The following is a 20,571-nucleotide window of genomic DNA, read 5'->3' as shown; positions in this document are numbered from 1 at the left end:
AAAAATCAGTAAAATTAAGCCCAATGAAACAATAATTTTCACTTTTAACTTCGCAAATCATACATTTTCAACGGCTAAACTCTTTGAGCTATGCGATATCATTTTTGAAACTGTAGGTTTGCAGTGTATGGGCGATATTTTTAAGGCTGTGTGCTCACAAACACACCCGATCAATTGAATATTATCCATTTAAACGCTTAAACCACTCTGCATTCGACTCATTTTAGAGAGCGAGCAACAATGACATGCAGGTTCACTAATTTAACCAAGATGGCGTAAAATAAGCTACTCACATACTTACACTTAAATTACGCTTCAAATTAAAGGACTTCAACTGCATGAACATGACAGAAATCATGGCTGACCTATCTTCACACACTCCAATGATGCAGCAATACTTAAGGGTGAAGATGGAACATCCACATTCTTTAATGTTCTATCGCATGGGCGATTTCTACGAATTGTTTTTTGATGATGCACACAAAGCCGCCAAACTTTTAGGCATTACCCTCACCCATCGTGGTAAAACCAGCGGCAAGCCTATTCCAATGGCGGGCGTGCCCTATCATGCTGCCGAAGGCTATCTCGCTCGCTTAGTAAAAAAGGGCGAAACCGTGGTAATTTGTGAACAAATTGGCGAGGTAACAGGCAAAGGGCCTGTAGAACGTGGAGTCGTGCGGATTATCACCCCAGGCACACTCACCGATGATGCGCTACTGAACAGTCATCAATCTTCCAACTTGGTTTCTTTATGCTTACAGCAAAACCAAATTGGTATCGCATTACTGGATTTAAGCGCAGGGATTTTTAAAGTTCAGCAAATGGATTATCAGCCTGAACAACTCGCGATTGAACTTTCGCGTTTAATGCCAAGCGAAATTGTGGTCGATGAAGATATTGTTGATCCAAATATTATTGAACAGGTTAAAAAGCAGCTTGACTGCCCTGTGACTAAACGCCCGAATGTCGATTTCAACCTAAACAATGCGCAAAAAACGCTTTGTGATCAATTTGCTGTATCGACACTTTCAGGTTTTGGTATTGATAATTTACCCTTAGCCAAAGCAGCAGCGGCAGCGTTAATTCACTATGCCAAAGAAACCCAAAAAACAGCTTTGCCGCATATTCGCAGTATTCAATTAGAACAAAGCAGCGATTTTATTGCGCTTGATCCTGTAACTCGACGTAATTTGGAATTAGTTGAACCATTATTTGAACACGGCACTTCCTTATTCCAACTCATCAACGATTGCCAAACTGCCATGGGTAGCCGTTTACTGAGTCGTACCTTGATGCAACCTTTGCGTGATACCGCATTATTAGATGCAAGACTGGACGCGATTCAAGCCTTAATACAGGGTTATCATGAATCTCCAGTGCGTTTGGTGCTCAAAGAAATTAGTGATATTGAACGCGTACTAAGTCGCATCGCGCTCGGTAGCGCACGTCCACGTGATTTAGTACAACTGCGTCAAGCTTGTGCGCAAATTCCCTATTTACGTCATGCCTTACAGCCCATTGTTTCTGTGCAACAATCCACACTTATTCAAAACCTGAATGAAGAACTGGGCGATTTTCACGGGCTACATCAAAGGCTAATGCAGGCAATTGTCGAAAACCCACCTGTACTATTGCGTGATGGCAATGTCATTGCAGAAGGTTTTGACAGTGAACTGGATGAACTCCGTAAAATCCGTGATCATGCAGGGCAATTCCTGATTGACCTAGAAATCAAAGAACGGCAAGAAAGCGGTATCCCAACTTTAAAAATTGGCTACAACCGTGTCAGTGGCTACTACATTGAACTCACTCGCGCCCAAGCCGAGCAAGCACCTGAACACTATATCCGTCGTCAAACTTTAAAAAATGCAGAACGCTACATCACCCCAGAGCTAAAAAGTTTTGAAGATAAAGTCCTGTCTAGCGAGTCCCGTGCTTTAGCGCGTGAAAAAATGCTGTTCGAAATGTTATTGGATGAATTACGCCAAGACATTGCTCAATTACAAATGATGAGCAGCGCGATTGCACAAATTGATTTATTAGCTAACTTTGCCTATCAAGCACGTTTACGCAATTGGGCGCGTCCTGAATACAGCCCTGAAATTGGAATTAAAATTGCAGCAGGACGTCATCCTGTTGTTGAAGCTTTGAGCAAAACGGTATTTACGCCAAACGATACTTTACTCGACTACAATCATCGTTTGGCAATTATTACTGGCCCGAATATGGGCGGTAAATCAACGTATATGCGTCAAACCGCACTGATTGCCCTACTGGGCTATTGTGGCAGTTATGTGCCTGCCAAAACTGCCGTATTAGGCCCTATTGATCGCGTGTTTACCCGTATTGGATCTGCCGATGATTTATCAACAGGCAAATCGACCTTTATGGTTGAAATGACTGAAACTTCACAAATTTTACACCATGCAACCTCACAGTCGTTAGTGCTGATGGATGAAGTTGGACGTGGAACCAGTACCTACGATGGCTTATCTTTGGCATGGGCATGTGTGTTGGATTTAAGCAAACGCATCAAATGTTTATGTCTATTTGCAACGCATTATTTTGAATTGACCGAATTAAGCAAAGAATCAGGGGTCGATAACTATCACGTGACCGCCAAAGAAATGAATGGCAACCTGATTCTATTGCACAAAGTCCAACAAGGCCCAGCCAGCCAAAGTCACGGTTTGCAAGTGGCAAAACTGGCAGGCATTCCAGCCAATGTCATTAAAGAAGCACAAAATCGCTTAAGAATTTTAGAAAAGCAGCAGCATAAAAATGTCAATTTAGCCGTTCAAGATGACCTATTTGCACCAGCAACAAACTCATCTGAACCTGAAGTGATTGAACGTGTAATCGAGGTAGAAAAGCCATCCGCGGCATTAGAGTTATTACGCAGTATAGATGTCGATAATTTGACACCACGACAAGCTTTAGAACAGTTGTATGCTTTAAAGGAACAATTGAATGCTTAGTCTTTATTACTTCAAAAATAATTTAGCCACACAAGGACTCTTAATTGAGAGTCTTTTTCATTTATAAGTTTTTTTGATGATTTTATCCCCCCTTTTATAAAATTTAGCAGCACTGTCTATATCAAATATCAGTAAAAGCGATTGTTAGTTGTGGTGATTTTTGCCTAAAATAGACCATTCTGAATTAGAATCATATTTTTAGGTAGCTGTCGCCATGACATTTGTTGTCACTGAAAACTGTATTAAATGTAAATATCAAGACTGCGTTGAAGTTTGCCCTGTAGACTGCTTCTACGAAGGTCCGAACTTCCTTGTCATTAATCCAGACGAATGTATCGACTGTGCATTATGTGAACCTGAGTGTCCTGCCAACGCTATTTTCTCTGAAGATGAGTTACCCGAAGGTCAGGAAGTATTTATCGAGCTAAATGCCGAGCTTTCACAGATTTGGCCAAACATTACACAAATTGGTGATCAACCTGCTGACCGCGAAGAATGGAATGGCAAACCGGACAAATTACAATACTTAGAAAAGTAAATTGGTCTTGTTGTGAAAAAGATCAGCCCTGTGCTGATCTTTTTTTATACCTAAAACACACATTTGATTGCAATATTTTCAAATTTTAACCCGCATTTTCGATTAGAATACCGACACTTTAAATAAATATCTGATTTGCCTAATGAAGAAATTTTTCAAGGCGCTGTTTTCGTTCAGCATTGTTCCCGTTATTTTGGTTGCCTGTAGTTCAACCCCAAACAGAACAACAACGATTACCACGCCCGATGGAAAACGAATTTTCATTCCTCAAGAAAAAATCACCTACGAGCGTCAGGTAGCACCTAAAATTGTGCCTTATTCGTATAATGCATGGGTAGCGGTGAGTGACAATTTACGCCAAGTCCGTGAGTACGAACGCTTCTTAGAACAAAATGGTGTGGGCAATATTATCCCGAGTTTTGAATTAATGCGTACTGCTCGGGATTGGCAGCGTTGTGGACGCTCACAGTTTATGATTCCAAGTCGTGAATTGTGGAAAAACCAAGTACCGACTCTACGTGTATTTAAATATTTGGTTGCCTCTAAAGTTTTAACCGACTTTGAAGTCACTTCTGTCTATCGAGATTTACCACTAAATCAATGTGCAGGTGGTGCAAACTCTTCACGTCACTTATTTAACTCTGCCATTGATTTTAGAATTGGTCCGCAATTCCCGAATGCCGAAGACTATACGTATATTGAAAGCACCAAATACAGATTATGTCAGTTCTGGCACCAATATGGACAAAGTTTAAACATGGGCTTAGGTTTATACGCTTCAGGACAAATTCATATTGATACACAAGGTTATCGAACTTGGGGGCCAGATTTAAGCCGCCATTCATCTATGTGTAATTTCTAACTTGCTTTGATTAAAAATTAATTCTTAAAAAGGTCAAATCTGACCTTTTTTTATTGCAAAATAAATTATTTGTATATTATCGCCTTCCCCCATTCCGTGAATAAATTGCACTCTGAGCAGAAAAGTTTACAATGCACACATCGCAACAAAGGTGAGCACGCTATGCAACAAATGTGGACGGATATCGATCACTATATCGAATCACATTTAATTCCCCATGACCCAATTTTGACGCAAACTTTAGAGAATACCGATGCCAAAGGTTTTCCAGATCACCTTGCAGTTGCGGCAAATCAGGGCATGTTGCTACAAATGCTCATTCAAATGAATCAATGCAAACGTGTGTTGGAATTGGGCACATTCGCAGCTTATAGCACAATGTGGCTGGCACGTGCGCTGCCTGAAGATGGTTATATACTCACAATTGAAGGACGTGATACCCACGCCGCTTTAGGGCAGGAAAATATCGACCGTGCGCAATTAAAACAAATGATTGAATTAAAAGTTGGTCGTGCTGCAGATATTCTAAAAGCCCTACCTGAAGATACCGAAGCTTTTGATTTTATTTTTATTGATGCCGACAAACAAAGCTATCCTGAATATTTGGAGCTGAGTCTTAAACTTTCGCGCTCAGGCACAATTATCTTTTTAGACAATGTCATTCGTGCAGGTGAAATTTTAAATCCTGACAATCACAAACCAAGTATTGAAGGGATTCGTGATATGTTCAAAGCCATGCAAAACCATCCACGAATTTTATCGTGCACAGCATTGCAAACTGTAGGCAGCAAAGGACATGATGGCTTTGCTTTAGCGATTGTAAAGTAAAGTCAATACAAGGTTAAAAAACAACCTGATGCAATTTTACATTATATATTATAATGTTACATATACTGTCCATACAGTTATCCACAATATATGCGGATAACCATGGACAGTCAGCTAGCATTTACAACAGTTCAACTCAACAATCTATAAAATGATATTTTTGACTCATAGGAGTTTTACTTAGCCACCAATAAAGGCACAGTTGAGTTACGGAAAATATTAGTGGTAATGCTGCCTAAGAAAAATTGATGAATTTTACTGTGACTAAATGCCCCTAGTACAATCAACTGGATACCATGTTCACGTTGATAATCTAAAATATTTTCAGCTACATCACCATAACGATATTCCACCACTACATCTAAACCCGCTGCTGTTAAAAAATCTGCAGGTTCATTTAAAACTTCAGGATGATCGCCCACATAAAGCAAATGACATTGCAGTAATTTAAGCAAATCACTTTGTGCAATTCGCTTCATCATTTTGATGCAAGTTGGGGAATATTCATAAGCAAAAATAAAGCGGGTTGGTGCTTTAAAATGCTCTCCCACAGTCATCACGGTACAATTTGCACCACGAATAAAGTTTTCAACATTACTCCCTAAAGCCTTGTTCCGTTCAGCAGATTTTTCGCCCACGCGTCCAATCACTACAATATCGTCTTCATTCAACACACTGAAGCTTTGTTCTAGAAAATCGCCTTTTTCTTGAATTTGACTAGGTACAATTTCATATTTTTCCTGAATCATATTGGAAATGTGCTGCAATAAATTGTTGCTATAATCGAGTGCTAATTCGCTTTGTTTTTGTTCTAACTCGGCTAATTCTTTGAGTAACATGGCATTACTTTCAAAGCCAATTACACCACTAATTTCCCCCAAATGATAACTAGCGGGGTAATAATCCAAAACTTGTAATAACACCAATTCACGTTGAGTTTGTGTTGCAATCCACGCAGCAGCTTCAGCAAGCGCATTAATACAAGGCGAAGAATCAATACAAGCAATTACACGTTTCATTGTTGCCTCTCTTACTGTCTTTTGCAGGCTATTTTTTAGTTGTTATTTTTAACTTAACACAACTCGTGTTGCAGGGACACAAAAAAATGTAATGAAGTTTAAAGATTTAGTCTTGCTGTATAGTACTTATTCACGATAACGAATCAATTTGGCAGGATTTCCCGCCACAATTTCCCGTTCCTGAACATCTTTGGTGACTATGCTGTTCATACCAACGACTGCGTGTGCCGCAATCTTCACCCCATCTTTAACACCAACATGCGCACCTAACCAAACATCCTTCCCAATTTCAATGCCTTGTGAACGTACTGCTTGTTGATAAATGGGCTGATCCAAAGCCATGCCATGATCAAACGCATATAAATGACAATAAGCTGCGATACGCACCTGATCATGGAGTTTAATTCCAACTCTGCCACCATCTAAAATACAGTGGTGATTAATCGCAACTTCATTGCCAATTTCTAAAGGGCCATGCAAAGTGCAATCGGCGGCAATAAAGGTATTGTCGCCAATACTGATTTTACGTCCCGGCTCAGCAAAAATATGTGCCAAAGGGGAAATAAAACAGTTTTTGCCAATCTCCACCGTTTCCATTGCCATTAAATAAGCTTGATATTCCTGCTGCCAAGCTTCTGCCCATACACGATGTTTAGGTTTCAATGACCAATATAACCACGGCATGTAATTTAAACGGTGTTTATGCTGCTCACGGTATTTCAGTAAAGGGTCAGGTGAGTTTACTTCAGTCATCTTGATCATCCTCAAGGATTTTGAGTTGTTCACGCCCACGGCTAATATCTTGTAATTTTAGTGTTAAAGGTTCTATTTGATGGACTTGGATGAATGCCTTTACCAACACGCCTTCGGTGGTGTAGTCTTCGGTGTACTCAATCTGCTGACTATTCAGCTCGTATTGTAAAATTGCCCACTCATTAAAATGACAGGCAAATTGCACGGTCTTCTTCTCAATCAGATCTACTTTTTCTGCCAGAGCCAAACATCGTCCTGCACAACCGCCATAGGCACGTACTAAACCGCCTGTGCCTAGTTTAATACCGCCATACCAGCGATTCACCAAAACCAAAATATTGGTCAACTCATTGCCTTCAATCGTGGCTAAAATGGGACGTCCTGCCGTACCAGACGGTTCGCCATCGTCATTAAAACGTAATTGATGCCCAATTTTCCATGCCCAGCATTGATGTGTGGTAGATGGATCACGCTGTTGTTCCAAAAAAGTTTTTACCGCTTGCTCATTATCTACAGGTACGGCAATTGCCTGAAATCGACTTTTTTTAATTTCTTCTTCAAAAGTGATGGGCGAAGCAATGGTAAATGGCATAACACTCCAAATCAATCAACCAGTTCAATGAAAACTTGATCATTATAACGTGTTGAGCGTGATAACGTATTTAGAGTTATAACGTATTTGGACTGATAGTCACTATGAAAAAACCTTCTATACCTTTGAGGGTAGAAGGTTAAAAAAAATCTTTACACAACTTGCTGTTCTGCAACTTATACTACAAGCTGCACAAACCAATAACGATCAGATTATTCAAGCTTTAAACAAAAAAGTCTTCTCCCAAATAAACTTCACGTACAATTTCATTTTCAAGAATTTCTTGCGGTGTACCTTCGGCAATCACTGAACCTTCACTAACAATATAAGCACGTTCACAAATGGCTAAAGTTTCACGGACATTATGGTCGGTAATTAATACGCCAATGCCACGATCTTTTAAGGTGCGAATGATATCTTTAATATCACCGACAGAAATAGGATCGACCCCTGCAAAAGGCTCATCTAACAGCATAAATTTAGGGTCTGCTGCCAAAGCACGGGCAATTTCTGCGCGACGGCGTTCACCACCAGACACACTCATCCCTAATGAATCTTTAATATGCGTGATTTTAAAATCTGCCAGCAATTCTGCCAAACGCTGCTGACGTTGCTGTTTATTTAAATCTCTGCGTGTTTCTAAAATAGCCATGATATTTTCAGAGATGGTCAACTTTCTGAAAATAGAGGCTTCTTGCGGTAAATAGCCAATCCCCTTACGCGCACGTTCATGCATGGCAAGGTCTGACAAATCCAATTGATCTAAGTGGATTTCCCCTTTATCCATGCGCACCAAGCCTACAACCATGTAGAAACTGGTAGTTTTACCCGCACCATTCGGCCCAAGTAATCCGACAATTTCACCACTTTTCATTTCAAATGAAACGTCTTTTACCACCCAGCGTTTATTGTAGTTTTTGGCTAAATGCTTAATACATAAAGTCTGTTGACCGTACTGGACGCTGTCCTGTGCTGCGCTCGTTTGATCCATTAATCACGCGCTCCCGGGAATGATTTTGAACTTGATGGTGGAATCACAATTTTTACACGACCCGCTTCAGAGCCGGTTTTGTTCGGTGTACCAATCGCTTCAACATCACCTTTGTTCATACTATAACGCAAGGTATTACCACGAATACTGGCACCATCTTGTTCTAAAAGTGCACCACCCGATAAGGTAATAATGCCTGTTTCTGCATTGTAAACAATCTTCTGCGCTTGGCCTTTCGCTAGCCCTTTAGCAGGATCGGTTTTTTGCTGAAATTGTGCAGGTCTACCCGTTGCCGTAATGACACTAATTTCTTTTTTACTGTTCAGATTAGCAACAATCGAATCTGCCTGAAGTTTCATGGTGCCTTGTTCAATCACCACATTGCCTGTATACGTGGTGACGCCAGTACGTTCACTAAAGGTCGCACGGTCGGCTAATAAAGTAATAGGCTGACTGCGGTCTGACGGAATTGCCCATGCACCTGCCGATGAAAGCACTACCAAGCCCACAATTACTGCTTGTTTTATCAACGCTTTAGGATCTGTAAGCTTAGATTTATGGTTCATACTTTCCTCGAATATTAAAAAATTCGTATTGCCCGTCATTTAAATTGGCTTTTAAACCCTGACTAATAAAATCAGCCTGTGGAGATTGTACGGTCACTTGTTTGTCGGTACTGATTTCACGTGTTTTAGGAAAAACATTCAACTCGGCAGTTTCAAGCGTTAGTTTGCCTTGAGTGAGTAACTTGGTTGCCAACACTTGATCTGACAACACAACTTTTTCATTGTCATTGAAACCTTGTGCCTGTTTGGCGAAAAAAGTGGCATCCACCTCACCCGTTTTATACATTGATGCGTTTACATTTTCCAGCTTAGAGGTTTTTTGTTGCATGTCTTGCTCTAAACGGTCAATTTGCGCACGCACATATAAATTGCCCTGCTCATCTGTTTGGGTGAGATGAATTTGCTCTGCACTATAAGTCATAGAGCGAGCAGCGTCGGTTTCCAGTTTTTTGCCTTTACCGCTGTAATAGTAATAACCACCACTTACAGCTGCAATTGCAATCGCAGTAACATATAAAACTTTAGTATCCATAAGTGGGGCTGTAACTCAAACCTTTGAATGTATGACTTAATTAATGAGGGAAGCTGAGATATTTTTCAAGTAAGCTTTGGTACACACCTTTTGCGGTTAAAATCATATCGCAGATTTCACGTACAGCTCCGCGACCACCCATGGCTTGCGTAACCAAATCGGCACGACGACGTACCTCAATATGTCCATTTGGCACTGTGACTTTCATTCCTGCAATCGAAAACGCAGAAAGATCAGGCCAGTCATCACCCATGTACATACAATCTTGAGGTAATAAACCCAGTTGTGCACACGCTTCCTGTAAGGCTGTACCTTTGTCTTCACGCCCTTGATAAACCAAGTCTACGCCTAAATCAGACATGCGTTTTTCTACAATATGACTTTTACGCCCTGTGATAATAATGACTTTAACACCTGCTTGTTGCACCAGTTTCATGCCTAAACCATCACGAATATCGAATGATTTAATTTCATCACCGCTGTTGGTTAAGGTGACAAAACCATCACTTAGAATTCCATCGACATCTAAAACCAAAGCTTCAATATGACGCGCTTGCTCTAATAAAATATAAGATGCCATTGTTTAGTTTACCCCTGCTTGAATCAAATCATGCATACTGATCACACCAATGACTTTATTAGCATCATCCACCACCACAAACTGATTAATTTTACGGTCACGTAATTGTTCTAAAGCTTCAACTGCACGCGCTTCTTTTGAAATAGTTGCAGGGTGCTGTGTCATCACTTGCCCGACTTGCAAATTCACATCAAAGCCCTGTTGCTTATCAATTAAACGACGTAAGTCACCATCGGTGAAAATGCCTAATAAGACATCATTTTCATCCACAATTGTGGTTAAACCTAGACGTTTGTTTGAAATTTCGTATAACACTTTGTTCATTGGTGTATCTGGTGCAACTTTTGGTAGCTCGGTACCCGTGTGCATCAAATGCTTTACATGCAATAACAGACGTTTTCCTAATGCTCCCGCAGGATGTGAACGAGCAAAATCATCGGCTGTAAAACCACGCGCCTCAAGCAATGCGACCGCCAAAGCATCCCCCAAAGCCAAGGTTGCTGTAGTACTGGAGGTTGGCGCTAAACCAAGCGGACAAGCTTCCTGAATATTACCCAATGTCAGTGCCACATCGGCATTTTGTGGCATTGGCCCACGATCATCACCGCTAATCGTGATTAGCGGCACTTCTAGATGCTTGATGAGTGGCATCAACATCATGATTTCGTCACTTTTGCCTGAGTTGGAAATGGCAATTAAAACATCGCCACGTACCAGCATCCCTAAGTCACCATGCCCTGCTTCACCCGGATGCATGAAGAAAGACGGCGTACCTGTAGAGGCAAAAGTAGCAGCCATTTTACGACCAATATGACCTGATTTTCCCATACCTGTGACCACAACACGCCCTTTGCAATGCAACATAATTTCGCAGGCACGGCTAAAACGCTGATCAATTTGCGTGGCTAAGACCTGCAATGCTTGCTCTTCTATTTTTAATGTTTCTAAGGCTACAGATTGAAAATCAATGGTATTTGGCATGTTTTCTGTTCAATGTTGGACTTAAATAAAGTATGGTTTGCAGCCTAATAAAACAGGTTTATTAGAGCCACTTAGATTTTCGCAATTTTAGCATATCTATGCAATTCTAAGCTTTGATTCTGAGTGTGTTTTTTGTTTTAACGCATTTTTGTGTGCTGTTTTAGCTAACTCGCTTTTTGACTTGAGCTTCAAGTGAAAAACAATAGATATCTTTCATAATTCAAGAAATGATCGTTATATTCATATTTAAATGGATATTGAAAGTTCCTTCTCCCTCTGGGAGAAGGTTAGGATGAGGGAGGTTCTTAGAAAAAACCTCTCCCTAACCCCCTCCTACAAGGAGAGGGAATTTCCTTTGCAGTGATTCAAAAATTATTTTTGAAAGAATCCTAATCATATTTGAGCTTAGGCTATTTGTTTTTATTTATTCAAAGTTGCAGATAAAGCTAAAGCTAGAACTAGCTCAGAAGCATATTTCAATGCAAATGCTCTAAAAAATTATGGATCAAAACCATCTACAAAGCTGTCTGTAAGCTAACTATAACAAACAACCATAAAAAAACGCTTATCTTTTGATAAGCGTTTTTAAAATTTTGGAGCGGGAAACGAGACTCGAACTCGCGACCCCAACCTTGGCAAGGTTGTGCTCTACCAACTGAGCTATTCCCGCAATATCGAACTGAATTATAGAGAATTTCATACAACTGTCAACTCTCTATGCTTCCAAACGCTCAATTAATCAGCACGACGCCATACCGTACCTTGACGAGTATCTTCCAAGACTACACCATGATCGAGCAAAGATTGACGAATTTCATCGGCACGAGCAAAGTCTTTGGCTTTTTTGGCATCCTGACGTTGCTGAATCAGGTCTGCAATAGCTTGTTCAGATAGACCCAAAGCATCCTGACCAATATCAGACTTCAGGAATTCATCTACATCATGCTGTAACAAACCTAAAATATTGGTCAAATGACGCAAGGTTGAATAATACACAGCCGCCTGTTCTGCCTGCTGCTCTTTTACCGCACGGTTCAGCTCTTTATTGACTTCAAACAGAACTGCTATCGCGTCTGCAGTGTTAAAGTCATCACGCATTGCAGCATTAAAGCGCTCTACCAAAGCCTCATCTAACGGCTCAACAGTTTTCGCACCATAAGCTTGTTGATAAGCTTTAAATGAGTGATAGAAACGTGATAAAGCAGTTTTCGCTTCTTTCAAGGCAACATCTGAGAAGTTTACAGGGCTACGATAATGCGAAGAAACAATAAAGTAACGGATCACTTCAGGATGGAACTTTTCCATTACATCACGGATAGTGAAGAAGTTACCCAATGACTTTGACATTTTTTCGCCATCGACATTAATAAAACCAACGTGCATCCAATAATTTACATATTGCTCACCTGTCGATGCTTCAGACTGAGCAATTTCATTTTCATGATGTGGGAACATTAAGTCTGAACCACCACCATGAATATCAAAATGATTGCCCAAGCAGCAAGTGGACATGGCAGAACATTCAATGTGCCAGCCTGGACGTCCATTGCCCCACGGCGAAGCCCACGAGGGTTCATTTTCTTTGGCATGTTTCCACAAAACAAAGTCAAATGGATGCTTTTTATCAACTTCAACATCAACCCGCTCAGATGCCCCTGCCTGCATGTCTTCTAGCTTGCGACCTGAAAGGCGGCCATATTTGTCAAATTTTTCGACCTGAAAATAAACATCGCCATTTCTTGCAGGATAAGCCGTGCCTTTATTGACCAAATTACCAATCATATTTTGCATTTGATCAATATATTCAGTAGCACGTGGTGCAGCATCAGGTTCTACACAACCTAAGCTTGCCGCATCTTCATTCATGGCTTGAATAAAACGATCTGTTAAAGCTTGAATGCTCTCGCCATTTTCATTGGCACGTTTAATAATTTTGTCGTCAATGTCAGTTATGTTGCGCACATATTTCACATTCCAACCTTGACTGCGTAAAAAGCGAATGATGTAGTCAAATGCAACCATAACCCGCGCATGCCCAATATGACAGTAATCATAAACCGTCATACCACAGACATACATGTCGATATGTCCTTCTTTACGCGGAACAAATTCAACTTTCTTTCGTTGCTCTGAGTTATATAGAACAAATGGTTGCATAGGTTTTCAAAATAGGTCTATTAAAAGATGCTCCATCTTAACCTAAGCATTATTTTTCATAAAGTTTTTCGGTGTTTTTATTATGTATGAGTCTGTGAGAAAAGAATATTGCGGTTGATCCATCCTTTCATCCAAGCCTTCTCCCGAAGGAGAAGGAACTTTTAATAGCTGTAATTAAGTGTTTGCTGATCTTATGCAATTTTGCAAAACTTATGCAGCATCGCGTTTTTGTACCAAGATCGCGCCCACTGAATAACCTGCACCAAATGAACACAAGACACCATATTCACCGTTGTCGACTTCATGTGCAGTACGGTGTAAAGCGATAATTACCCCTGCCGAAGAAGTATTGGCAAACTCATCTAAAATAATAGGCACCAAACCTGGTTGAGCTGCTTCTTTACCGACCACCAATTTCAAAATCAGTTCATTCATGCTGGCATTGGCTTGATGCAACCAGAAACGCTTCACCTCGGTTGGTGCAATCTGATTCTTTTCCAGTTGCGCAGTAATCATTTTGGCTACTAACGGGCAAACTTCTTTAAAGACTTTACGACCATCTTGATGGAAACGTTTGTCGTCAATATCTGCATTTTCACTTAGGTTTAAAAAACCGAAGTTATTGCGGATATTATTCGAAAACTGAGTGAACAGGTTCATGTCCAAAATTTCAAAACCGGCTTTGGTTTCAGTCTCTTCTAAAATGGAAGCCGTTGCTACATCACCAAAAATAAAATGACAGTCGCGTGAACGGAAGTCGTTATGACCTGAGGTAATTTCGACATTTACCAACAACACGCGACGCGCACCTGCTTTAATCGCATCATGCGCTTGTTTAATGCCGAAAGTCGCAGCAGAACATGCCACATTCATGTCATAGGCATAACCCTGAATACCGAGCGCAGTTTGAATTTCAATCGCCACCGCAGGATAAGCACGTTGCAAGTTTGAGCATGACAATATCACCACATCAATATCTTCTGCAGTCACGCCTGCATTTTGCATGGCTTGTTTTGCTGCAATTACACCCCATTCCGCTTGTAGCGAAATTTCATCATCCCCACGTTCACGCAAATTAGGACGTAAACGGTTGATGTCTAAAATACCTGTTTTTTCTGCTACATAACGGCGTTTTACACCTGAGGCTTTTTCGATAAAGTCTGCACTTGAGCCACGACGTTCTTCTAGCTCACCTGCTGCAATTTTGCCAGCATTCTGCTGATTGTACTGTTCCACATAAGCATTTAAACTTTCGACCAACTCTTCATTGGTAATAACATCTTCTGGGTGATAAAGACCAGTACCTGTAATGCGAATGCCCATGTAAAACTCCTTCTAGAAATTACTTATATCTTAACTGATTCCGAGCTTTTCCCATACTTTTTGCAGCCGAGTTGCAGAAATTGGCATTTTGGTTTTCATGGGTTGAGAGAACAGCGATATGCGTAATTCTTCTACCATAAAGTACAATTCCTTAAGGCGGGCATCTTGTTTGTGTTTGAACAATTTGTCCATCCAAGGGTCAATTTGGGCGATGGCAGCATCGTCTCTTTGCAAGTTGTTGGGTAAGCGGTCTAAACGTAATAACAACGCTTTCAAATAGCGCGGATATTCGCTCCACACCTCTACAGGCTTGCTATACACAAAGTCTGCCAGATGCATTAAGTCCAGCTGATCTTCAATATCATCTATATTTTTGGCAAAAATTGTTTCATCAAGCATCAATAGCTGACGACGAATATCTTGCCAAGCAATATAAATTTCATTAAAGATACGTAGCGTGGTTTGACCATGACTGAGGAAAGACTTTTTTACCTCAAGCTGCAAATTTTGAAACTCTTTCAGGTTGACTGGCAAGTCACTAATAATGCTTTGCAAGGTTGCATAGATCAACATTTGCTCAAGTTGTGCTTTATCACCCAAAGGCGAATACGCCAAAGCCAACGGTTTGGCAATTTGTTTTTTCAGTTGGCGTGATAAATCACCCAATTGCACATACAGCAAACGAATCACCCCTTCACGGTGCTGACGAATCGCCTCGCTCTGATCATTGAAGGTTTGAATCACCACACTCGATTCATCTTTTGGTAAAAGTTCTGCAAACGCTTTGCTTGGTACCAACGCCTGATATTGCTTAACCACTACGCCCGTAACTTTTTGCGAGGCTTCGAATACAAATCGTTCAGGAAATGTTTGAAATTCTCCGTGTAACTGCCTTACAGGACTATGCGTCTCGGTATGGCAACGCGCTTTTAATTCAGATAAATCACGACCTTGTTCAATCACCCGCCCTTTTTCATCTAACACTTTAATGAACGGCAATAAATACGCATCTACCCGCTCGAAGCTAAAGTCTTTTTCGCTGATCTGCTCTGCACGTAATTGAAATGCCAAATAGCTAAAAATATGCTCACGTAAATTTACCGCATCGACACGTTGTCGCAATTTTCGGGCTGTGTCTGGAATAGGCACCAAATGACGACGCTTTTCCTTCGGCAAGGTTTTGAGCAAGGCTTCAATTAAATTTTCACGCCAGCCTGGAATGCCCCACGACCAGATATTTTCATCAACTTGTGCCAAGGCTTGCACGGGAATTTTAACGGTTGCACCATCTTCATCATGGCTTGGGTCAAAACGGTAGCTGACCGCTAAGCGTAGCTCACCATTACGTAAATAGTCAGGAAATTGCTGCGTGGTCGGGCGATCATTCAACCAAAGGGCATCATCTTCCACAAATAAATAACGTGGATTTTGCGGCTCAACCGTGGCACGCCAATCTTCAAAGGCACGTCGGCTTGCCACTTCTGCAGGTACTTTGGCAGCATAAAATTGATAAATGGTTTCTTCATCGACTACCAAATCACGACGACGTAATTTATCTTCAACTCGTTCAACTTCTTCTAGTTTAAGCAGGTTGTGTTTTAAAAATGGAGGCGCAATACCCAAGTTGCCAGTGGTTAACGCATCGCGCAAGAAAATTTCATGTGCGGCTTGCTGGTCGACCTTTTCGTAATTTACAGGACGTTTCGGCTCGATAATCAAACCAAACAGCGAAATCTGATCATAGGCATTCACCACACCTGCTTTTTTAGACCAATGTGGTTCAAAATAATGATGTTTCAGCAAATCACGTGCGGCCAATAAAATCCATTCAGGTTCAATTTTTGCCAAGGTGCGCAGATACACTTGCGAAGTTTCTACCATCTCAAATGCCATAACCCACCGCGTATTAGTTTTATGCAAAGTCGATGCAGGGAAAATACGCGCTTTTTGTTGGCGCACCGCCATGAACACATTGCGTTCATCGGTTTTATTAGCAATAAAAGAGAGCAAACCTGTTAATAACGCCCGATGCAGATTTTCATAACTGGCTTTTTTTTCATTAAAAGACAGATTTAAGCCACGCGCCAAATCCACCAATTGTTCATGGGTTTTCTTCCATTCACGTAAACGTAGCCAACTTAAAAAATGCTGGCGGGCAAAATTACGACGTTTGTTTTCACTCATGCCGTCACGGTTTTCGTGTAAAGTTTCCCAAAGCTTTAGATAAAATAAAAAGTCGGAATCTGCTTCACGGAACAAAGCATGTTTTTGATCGGCTTGCATTTGCTTGTCTGCAGGACGTTCGCGCGGGTCTTGTACGGCCAATGCCGCTACAATAATCAAGACTTCATTTAATACCCCAAAATGCGCACCGCCTAAAATCATGCGTGCCAGTCGTGGATCAATCGGCATTTTTGCCATTTGCTGACCAATTTTGGTTAGGCTGCTGCCTTGAAGCTCGCCTTTATTAGAACTGGATTTAGCGGTAGTGTTGGGGTTTGAATCTTTCTCTTGCGTAGCAGAGCTATTCATTCTTTCTATAATAGGGGCTTTCCCCTTCTCAATCATCGCACCCAGTTCAATCAACAGCTTACGACCATCATTAACCAAACGATGATCTGGCGGCTCAATAAAATCAAAATCTTCGAGCGAGCCCAAGCCCAAACTTTGCATTTGTAAAATGACCGATGCCAAGTTGGTGCGTTTGATTTCAGGTTCGGTAAACTCTGGGCGACTTAAAAAATCTTCTTCGGAATACAGGCGAATACAGACGCCTGGCGCAATACGACCACAACGTCCTTTTCGCTGATTCGCTGCTGCCTGAGATACTGCTTCAATCGGTAAGCGCTGCACCCGTGAGCGGTAGTTATAACGTGAAATACGTGCAAAACCACTATCAATCACATAGCGAATATTGGGTACAGTAAGCGCAGTTTCAGCAACGTTGGTGGCAATAATAATGCGACGTCCACCACCTGAAGGATTAAAGATTTTTTGTTGTTCTGCCAAAGCCAAACGCGCATACAATGGTAAAATTTCAGTATGACGTGGCCCATGTTTGTATAAGGTTTCTTGCAGTTCCCGGATTTCCTGTTCGGTACTGGCAAAAATGAGAATATCGGCATGCTCGGGATGACCTTTTTCCTGTGCATCGGCAAAACATTCTTCTACCGCTTGCACCACTGCGCGTGGCAAGTTTTCTTCAAAGTCATCAAATTCATCATCATCACTCCCACCAATGCTTAATTCAGAAATGGGGCGATAACGCACTTCGACAGGATAGCTGCGACCTTCGACCTCAAAAATTGGGGCGCCATTGAAGTAATTACTGAAACGCTGCACATCTAAAGTTGCAGAAGTGATAATGACTTTTAAATCAGGACGACGCGGCAAGAGCTGCTTTAAATACCCCATGATGAAGTCAATATTTAAAGAACGCTCATGCGCTTCATCTATAATAATGGTGTCGTATTTATTTAAATAACGGTCATTGGCAAGCTCTGCTAACAAAATACCATCGGTCATTAAACGGACAATTGAATCTTGTGAACCCTGTTCATTAAAGCGAACTTTAAAGCTGATGGACTCGCCCAACTTTTCGCCAACTTCTTCAGCAATACGCTGGGATACACTACGTGCAGCAAGACGTCGTGGCTGAGTATGACCAATTAACCCCGTTAAACCACGACCTGCCAGCATGGCAATTTGTGGTAGCTGTGTGGTTTTTCCTGAACCTGTTTCACCCGCCACAATAATGACCTGATGTTGCTGAATTGCAGCAATCAACTGCTCTGCAGATTGAGTCACGGGTAAATCTTGATTCAACTTGATATTGGGAATGCGCTGCGCGCGCGCCAACACTTTTAAATTAGATTTTTCGAATAATTCCTGATATTGCTTTGGATTGGCATCTTTGCCTTTTCGTAGTCGATTTAAACGATGACGATCACGCGCCAAAACGAGGTGGTCTACATTTAAATGACTCTGCACAGAATACACTTCCTAACCAAAACACAAACGCGTATTTTACGCTGTAATACCGTTGAGCGAAAGGACAGTGATTTAGAATGCGTATTTAAAAAGTTTTCAATCCACCCTTGAATTTCAAAATAGCATCCCCATATAGATGTAAGTTCACCAATTGCTGAAATAGGTTTTATTTGAACCTGAGAAAATAGGTTGTCATTCAATCATCATCATTTTGAGGCCTAATAAAGACTCAATAATGCTGTGATGAAAATCTACGCTTTTTACATACTCATTTGTTTTTCCGATGCTAGTAATGTAAAAATACCATTTCAGCAATAAAACAAAATTAGATACTCTATTGCTAACGAAATACAAACCTTAATCATGGAGACAATGATGAGCTTAATTAATACTGAAGTTAAACCATTTAAAGCAAATGCATACCACAACGGTCAATTCATTGAAGTAACTGAAGCTGACCTTAAAGGCAAATGGTCTGTAGTATTCTTCTACCCTGCGGACTTCACTTTCGTTTGCCCAACCGAGCTTGGTGACCTTGCAGACAACTATGCAGAATTCCAAAAATTAGGCGTTGAAATCTATGCAGTTTCTACTGACACGCACTTCACGCACAAAGCTTGGCATGATTCTTCAGAAGAAATCAAAAAAATTCAATACGTAATGGTTGGCGATCCAACTTGGACGCTTTCTAAAAACTTCGAAGTATTAATTGAATCTGCTGGTCTTGCTGACCGTGGTACTTTTGTGATTGATCCAGAAGGAAAAATCCAAATCATCGAAATCAATGCTGGCGGTATTGGCCGTGATGCTCAAGAACTTCTTCGTAAAGTTAAAGCAGCTCAATACGTTCACGCTCACCCAGGTGAAGTATGCCCAGCTAAATGGAAAGAAGGTGATGCAACTTTAGCACCATCTATCGACCTAGTAGGTAAAATCTAAGTTTTAGATTAAACCACTCAAAAAACCACGCAACCTTGCGTGGTTTTTTTATGCCACAAATCATGAAAAAGTAGCAATAATGAGCAGGCGCACCTCCTCTTTTATATCGCTGAAGATAAAAATAACTTCTGCAACACGCTTCTATTTATCTTTTGTAATTTTGTTCAAAAATGCACAATAATCCAATAAATCTGAGATTTACAATTCTGTAATACTTTTTAGCAAGCACTTCACTTATGTTCAAAATAAGCAGATTTATTCTGTGAAAAATAATATAAAAAGATAAAGGAGTTGCTTATGAGTAAAACACTTGCCGTGACATCCTGGACATACAGTGCATCTTCACGTTATTTAAAAATATTTTACGAAAACGGCTCTGGGGATTTATTCCATCCTGTACCACAATTTATTTATGACAACTTATTAAGACGCAGTGATAAAGCAGCTTTTGTGAGTAAATATTTAGCATACGATTTAAGCTTTAACCGTATTTCCATTCAATAATTTATTTCATTAAACTTTGCACATCTACACAACGATCCAATCTAAAATAGATTGGATCGTTTTAGATTGGTAAATGACCTCAAATATTTATTGCACTTCCTGAATCAATTTAAAGCGTTCTTGTTCACGGTCGTCATCCAAAGTAATACGCTCTTTGAACATCTCAAGCGGTCTGACCCAAATAGAATAATCGCCATATAAGCATTGATAAACCACCAATTTTTCTTGGGTTTCACTGTGTGTTGCCACATGCAGTACTTGATATAACTGCCCTTTATAATGTTGATATATCCCTTTTTTAAGCATCAAATTCCCCAAATTGCATTTAAAGATTAAAATAAAATCTGTTTGGCATCGCAAAGCCAATATTTAACGTGATACATCTTATTAAAAATTGGCTTTGTTCCACAAACCTAAGTTGACAAAAATAACTAATCA

Annotated in this window: 18 protein-coding genes and 1 tRNA gene; 6 read left to right on the top strand and 13 right to left on the bottom strand. The window is 40.6% G+C overall.

Translation table 11 applies throughout. The features are described 5' to 3' along the window. Positions 1-338 precede the first annotated feature (338 nt). The 4 genes from mutS (at position 339) to B2W49_RS11055 (ending at position 5,206) form a co-directional block, all read left to right on the top strand. Entirely contained in the window at positions 339-2,978 is a 2,640-nt protein-coding gene (gene mutS / locus B2W49_RS11070; RefSeq protein ID WP_291341282.1) for a DNA mismatch repair protein MutS, read from the top strand. 214 nt (positions 2,979-3,192) lie between these two features. Next, positions 3,193-3,516 (top strand): ferredoxin FdxA, encoded by a 324-nt coding sequence (gene fdxA / locus B2W49_RS11065; protein ID WP_291341280.1) that lies wholly within the window; start codon positions 3,193-3,195, stop codon positions 3,514-3,516. A 142-nt stretch (positions 3,517-3,658) separates the two neighbouring features. Further along, on the top strand, positions 3,659-4,378 hold the full coding sequence (locus tag B2W49_RS11060) for a D-Ala-D-Ala carboxypeptidase family metallohydrolase (RefSeq protein ID WP_291341278.1): 720 nt from the start codon (positions 3,659-3,661) through the stop codon (positions 4,376-4,378). A gap of 162 nt (positions 4,379-4,540) precedes the next feature. Continuing rightward, positions 4,541-5,206, top strand: a complete 666-nt coding sequence (locus B2W49_RS11055) for an O-methyltransferase (protein WP_291341277.1) — start codon at positions 4,541-4,543, stop codon at positions 5,204-5,206. A 176-nt stretch (positions 5,207-5,382) separates the two neighbouring features. Here the strand turns inward: B2W49_RS11055 and B2W49_RS11050 are convergent, their stop codons facing one another. From B2W49_RS11050 to B2W49_RS10995, 12 genes are all read right to left on the bottom strand, one after another. After that, positions 5,383-6,225, bottom strand: coding sequence for a universal stress protein (locus B2W49_RS11050; protein WP_291341275.1), 843 nt, complete (start codon positions 6,223-6,225; stop codon positions 5,383-5,385). A 126-nt stretch (positions 6,226-6,351) separates the two neighbouring features. Beyond that, positions 6,352-6,978, bottom strand: a complete 627-nt coding sequence (locus B2W49_RS11045; RefSeq protein WP_291341273.1) for an acyltransferase — start codon at positions 6,976-6,978, stop codon at positions 6,352-6,354. Beyond that, positions 6,971-7,570, bottom strand: a complete 600-nt coding sequence (locus B2W49_RS11040; RefSeq protein WP_291341271.1) for an IMPACT family protein — start codon at positions 7,568-7,570, stop codon at positions 6,971-6,973. The genes B2W49_RS11045 and B2W49_RS11040 overlap by 8 nt, the downstream gene beginning before the upstream one ends. 223 nt (positions 7,571-7,793) lie before the next feature. Next, a complete protein-coding gene (gene lptB, locus B2W49_RS11035) occupies positions 7,794-8,561 on the bottom strand; it encodes an LPS export ABC transporter ATP-binding protein (protein WP_291341269.1) in 768 nt (255 codons plus the stop codon). Further along, a complete protein-coding gene (gene lptA, locus B2W49_RS11030) occupies positions 8,561-9,127 on the bottom strand; it encodes a lipopolysaccharide transport periplasmic protein LptA (RefSeq protein ID WP_291341267.1) in 567 nt (188 codons plus the stop codon). Before lptA ends, lptB begins: the two co-directional genes overlap by 1 nt. Then, positions 9,117-9,659 carry an LPS export ABC transporter periplasmic protein LptC gene (gene lptC / locus B2W49_RS11025; protein WP_291341265.1) on the bottom strand — a complete coding sequence of 181 codons (543 nt, stop codon included), beginning with the start codon at positions 9,657-9,659 and terminating at the stop codon, positions 9,117-9,119. Before lptC ends, lptA begins: the two co-directional genes overlap by 11 nt. A 40-nt stretch (positions 9,660-9,699) precedes the next feature. Beyond that, positions 9,700-10,239 carry a KdsC family phosphatase gene (locus tag B2W49_RS11020; RefSeq protein WP_291341264.1) on the bottom strand — a complete coding sequence of 180 codons (540 nt, stop codon included), beginning with the start codon at positions 10,237-10,239 and terminating at the stop codon, positions 9,700-9,702. A 3-nt stretch (positions 10,240-10,242) separates the two neighbouring features. Further along, positions 10,243-11,220 (bottom strand): KpsF/GutQ family sugar-phosphate isomerase, encoded by a 978-nt coding sequence (locus B2W49_RS11015; RefSeq protein WP_291341262.1) that lies wholly within the window; start codon positions 11,218-11,220, stop codon positions 10,243-10,245. Between the two features lie 594 nt (positions 11,221-11,814). Then, a tRNA-Gly gene (locus B2W49_RS11010) sits at positions 11,815-11,890 on the bottom strand. A gap of 65 nt (positions 11,891-11,955) precedes the next feature. Continuing rightward, the gene (gene cysS / locus B2W49_RS11005; protein WP_291341259.1) at positions 11,956-13,377 is read right to left on the bottom strand and encodes a cysteine--tRNA ligase; all 1,422 of its coding nucleotides are present in this window, start codon (positions 13,375-13,377) and stop codon (positions 11,956-11,958) included. A 210-nt stretch (positions 13,378-13,587) separates the two neighbouring features. Further along, positions 13,588-14,700, bottom strand: a complete 1,113-nt coding sequence (locus tag B2W49_RS11000) for a beta-ketoacyl-ACP synthase III (protein ID WP_291341257.1) — start codon at positions 14,698-14,700, stop codon at positions 13,588-13,590. Between the two features lie 30 nt (positions 14,701-14,730). Next, positions 14,731-18,690 (bottom strand): DUF3418 domain-containing protein, encoded by a 3,960-nt coding sequence (locus B2W49_RS10995; RefSeq protein ID WP_291341256.1) that lies wholly within the window; start codon positions 18,688-18,690, stop codon positions 14,731-14,733. 375 nt (positions 18,691-19,065) lie between these two features. Between B2W49_RS10995 and ahpC the strand changes: the two genes are divergently transcribed. Further along, positions 19,066-19,629, top strand: a complete 564-nt coding sequence (gene ahpC / locus B2W49_RS10990; RefSeq protein WP_004973058.1) for an alkyl hydroperoxide reductase subunit C — start codon at positions 19,066-19,068, stop codon at positions 19,627-19,629. Positions 19,630-19,926: 297 nt separating this feature from the next. Further along, complete coding sequence (locus tag B2W49_RS10985; RefSeq protein WP_291341254.1) at positions 19,927-20,133, top strand: KTSC domain-containing protein; 207 nt, start codon at positions 19,927-19,929, stop codon at positions 20,131-20,133. Between the two features lie 87 nt (positions 20,134-20,220). Here B2W49_RS10985 and B2W49_RS10980 read toward each other — a convergent pair whose 3' ends face one another. Next, entirely contained in the window at positions 20,221-20,442 is a 222-nt protein-coding gene (locus B2W49_RS10980) for a DUF1653 domain-containing protein (RefSeq protein WP_291341252.1), read from the bottom strand. Between the last annotated feature and the right edge of the window lie 129 nt (positions 20,443-20,571).

Origin of the sequence: Acinetobacter sp. UBA801, assembly GCA_002296655.1 — a bacterium.
GTDB lineage: Bacteria > Pseudomonadota > Gammaproteobacteria > Pseudomonadales > Moraxellaceae > Acinetobacter.
This window is presented reverse-complemented; position numbering and strand designations above follow the sequence as displayed.

Excerpts from the sequence above, each read along its gene's own strand:
- mutS (WP_291341282.1), top strand. The coding sequence starts at position 339 with ATGAACATGACAGAAATCATGGCTGACCTATCTTCACACACTCCAATG.
- fdxA (WP_291341280.1), top strand. The coding sequence starts at position 3,193 with ATGACATTTGTTGTCACTGAAAACTGTATTAAATGTAAATATCAAGAC.
- B2W49_RS11060 (WP_291341278.1), top strand. The coding sequence starts at position 3,659 with ATGAAGAAATTTTTCAAGGCGCTGTTTTCGTTCAGCATTGTTCCCGTT.
- B2W49_RS11055 (WP_291341277.1), top strand. The coding sequence starts at position 4,541 with ATGCAACAAATGTGGACGGATATCGATCACTATATCGAATCACATTTA.
- B2W49_RS11050 (WP_291341275.1), bottom strand. The coding sequence starts at position 6,225 with ATGAAACGTGTAATTGCTTGTATTGATTCTTCGCCTTGTATTAATGCG.
- B2W49_RS11045 (WP_291341273.1), bottom strand. The coding sequence starts at position 6,978 with ATGACTGAAGTAAACTCACCTGACCCTTTACTGAAATACCGTGAGCAG.
- B2W49_RS11040 (WP_291341271.1), bottom strand. The coding sequence starts at position 7,570 with ATGCCATTTACCATTGCTTCGCCCATCACTTTTGAAGAAGAAATTAAA.
- lptB (WP_291341269.1), bottom strand. The coding sequence starts at position 8,561 with ATGGATCAAACGAGCGCAGCACAGGACAGCGTCCAGTACGGTCAACAG.
- lptA (WP_291341267.1), bottom strand. The coding sequence starts at position 9,127 with ATGAACCATAAATCTAAGCTTACAGATCCTAAAGCGTTGATAAAACAA.
- lptC (WP_291341265.1), bottom strand. The coding sequence starts at position 9,659 with ATGGATACTAAAGTTTTATATGTTACTGCGATTGCAATTGCAGCTGTA.
- B2W49_RS11020 (WP_291341264.1), bottom strand. The coding sequence starts at position 10,239 with ATGGCATCTTATATTTTATTAGAGCAAGCGCGTCATATTGAAGCTTTG.
- B2W49_RS11015 (WP_291341262.1), bottom strand. The coding sequence starts at position 11,220 with ATGCCAAATACCATTGATTTTCAATCTGTAGCCTTAGAAACATTAAAA.
- cysS (WP_291341259.1), bottom strand. The coding sequence starts at position 13,377 with ATGCAACCATTTGTTCTATATAACTCAGAGCAACGAAAGAAAGTTGAA.
- B2W49_RS11000 (WP_291341257.1), bottom strand. The coding sequence starts at position 14,700 with ATGGGCATTCGCATTACAGGTACTGGTCTTTATCACCCAGAAGATGTT.
- ahpC (WP_004973058.1), top strand. The coding sequence starts at position 19,066 with ATGAGCTTAATTAATACTGAAGTTAAACCATTTAAAGCAAATGCATAC.
- B2W49_RS10985 (WP_291341254.1), top strand. The coding sequence starts at position 19,927 with ATGAGTAAAACACTTGCCGTGACATCCTGGACATACAGTGCATCTTCA.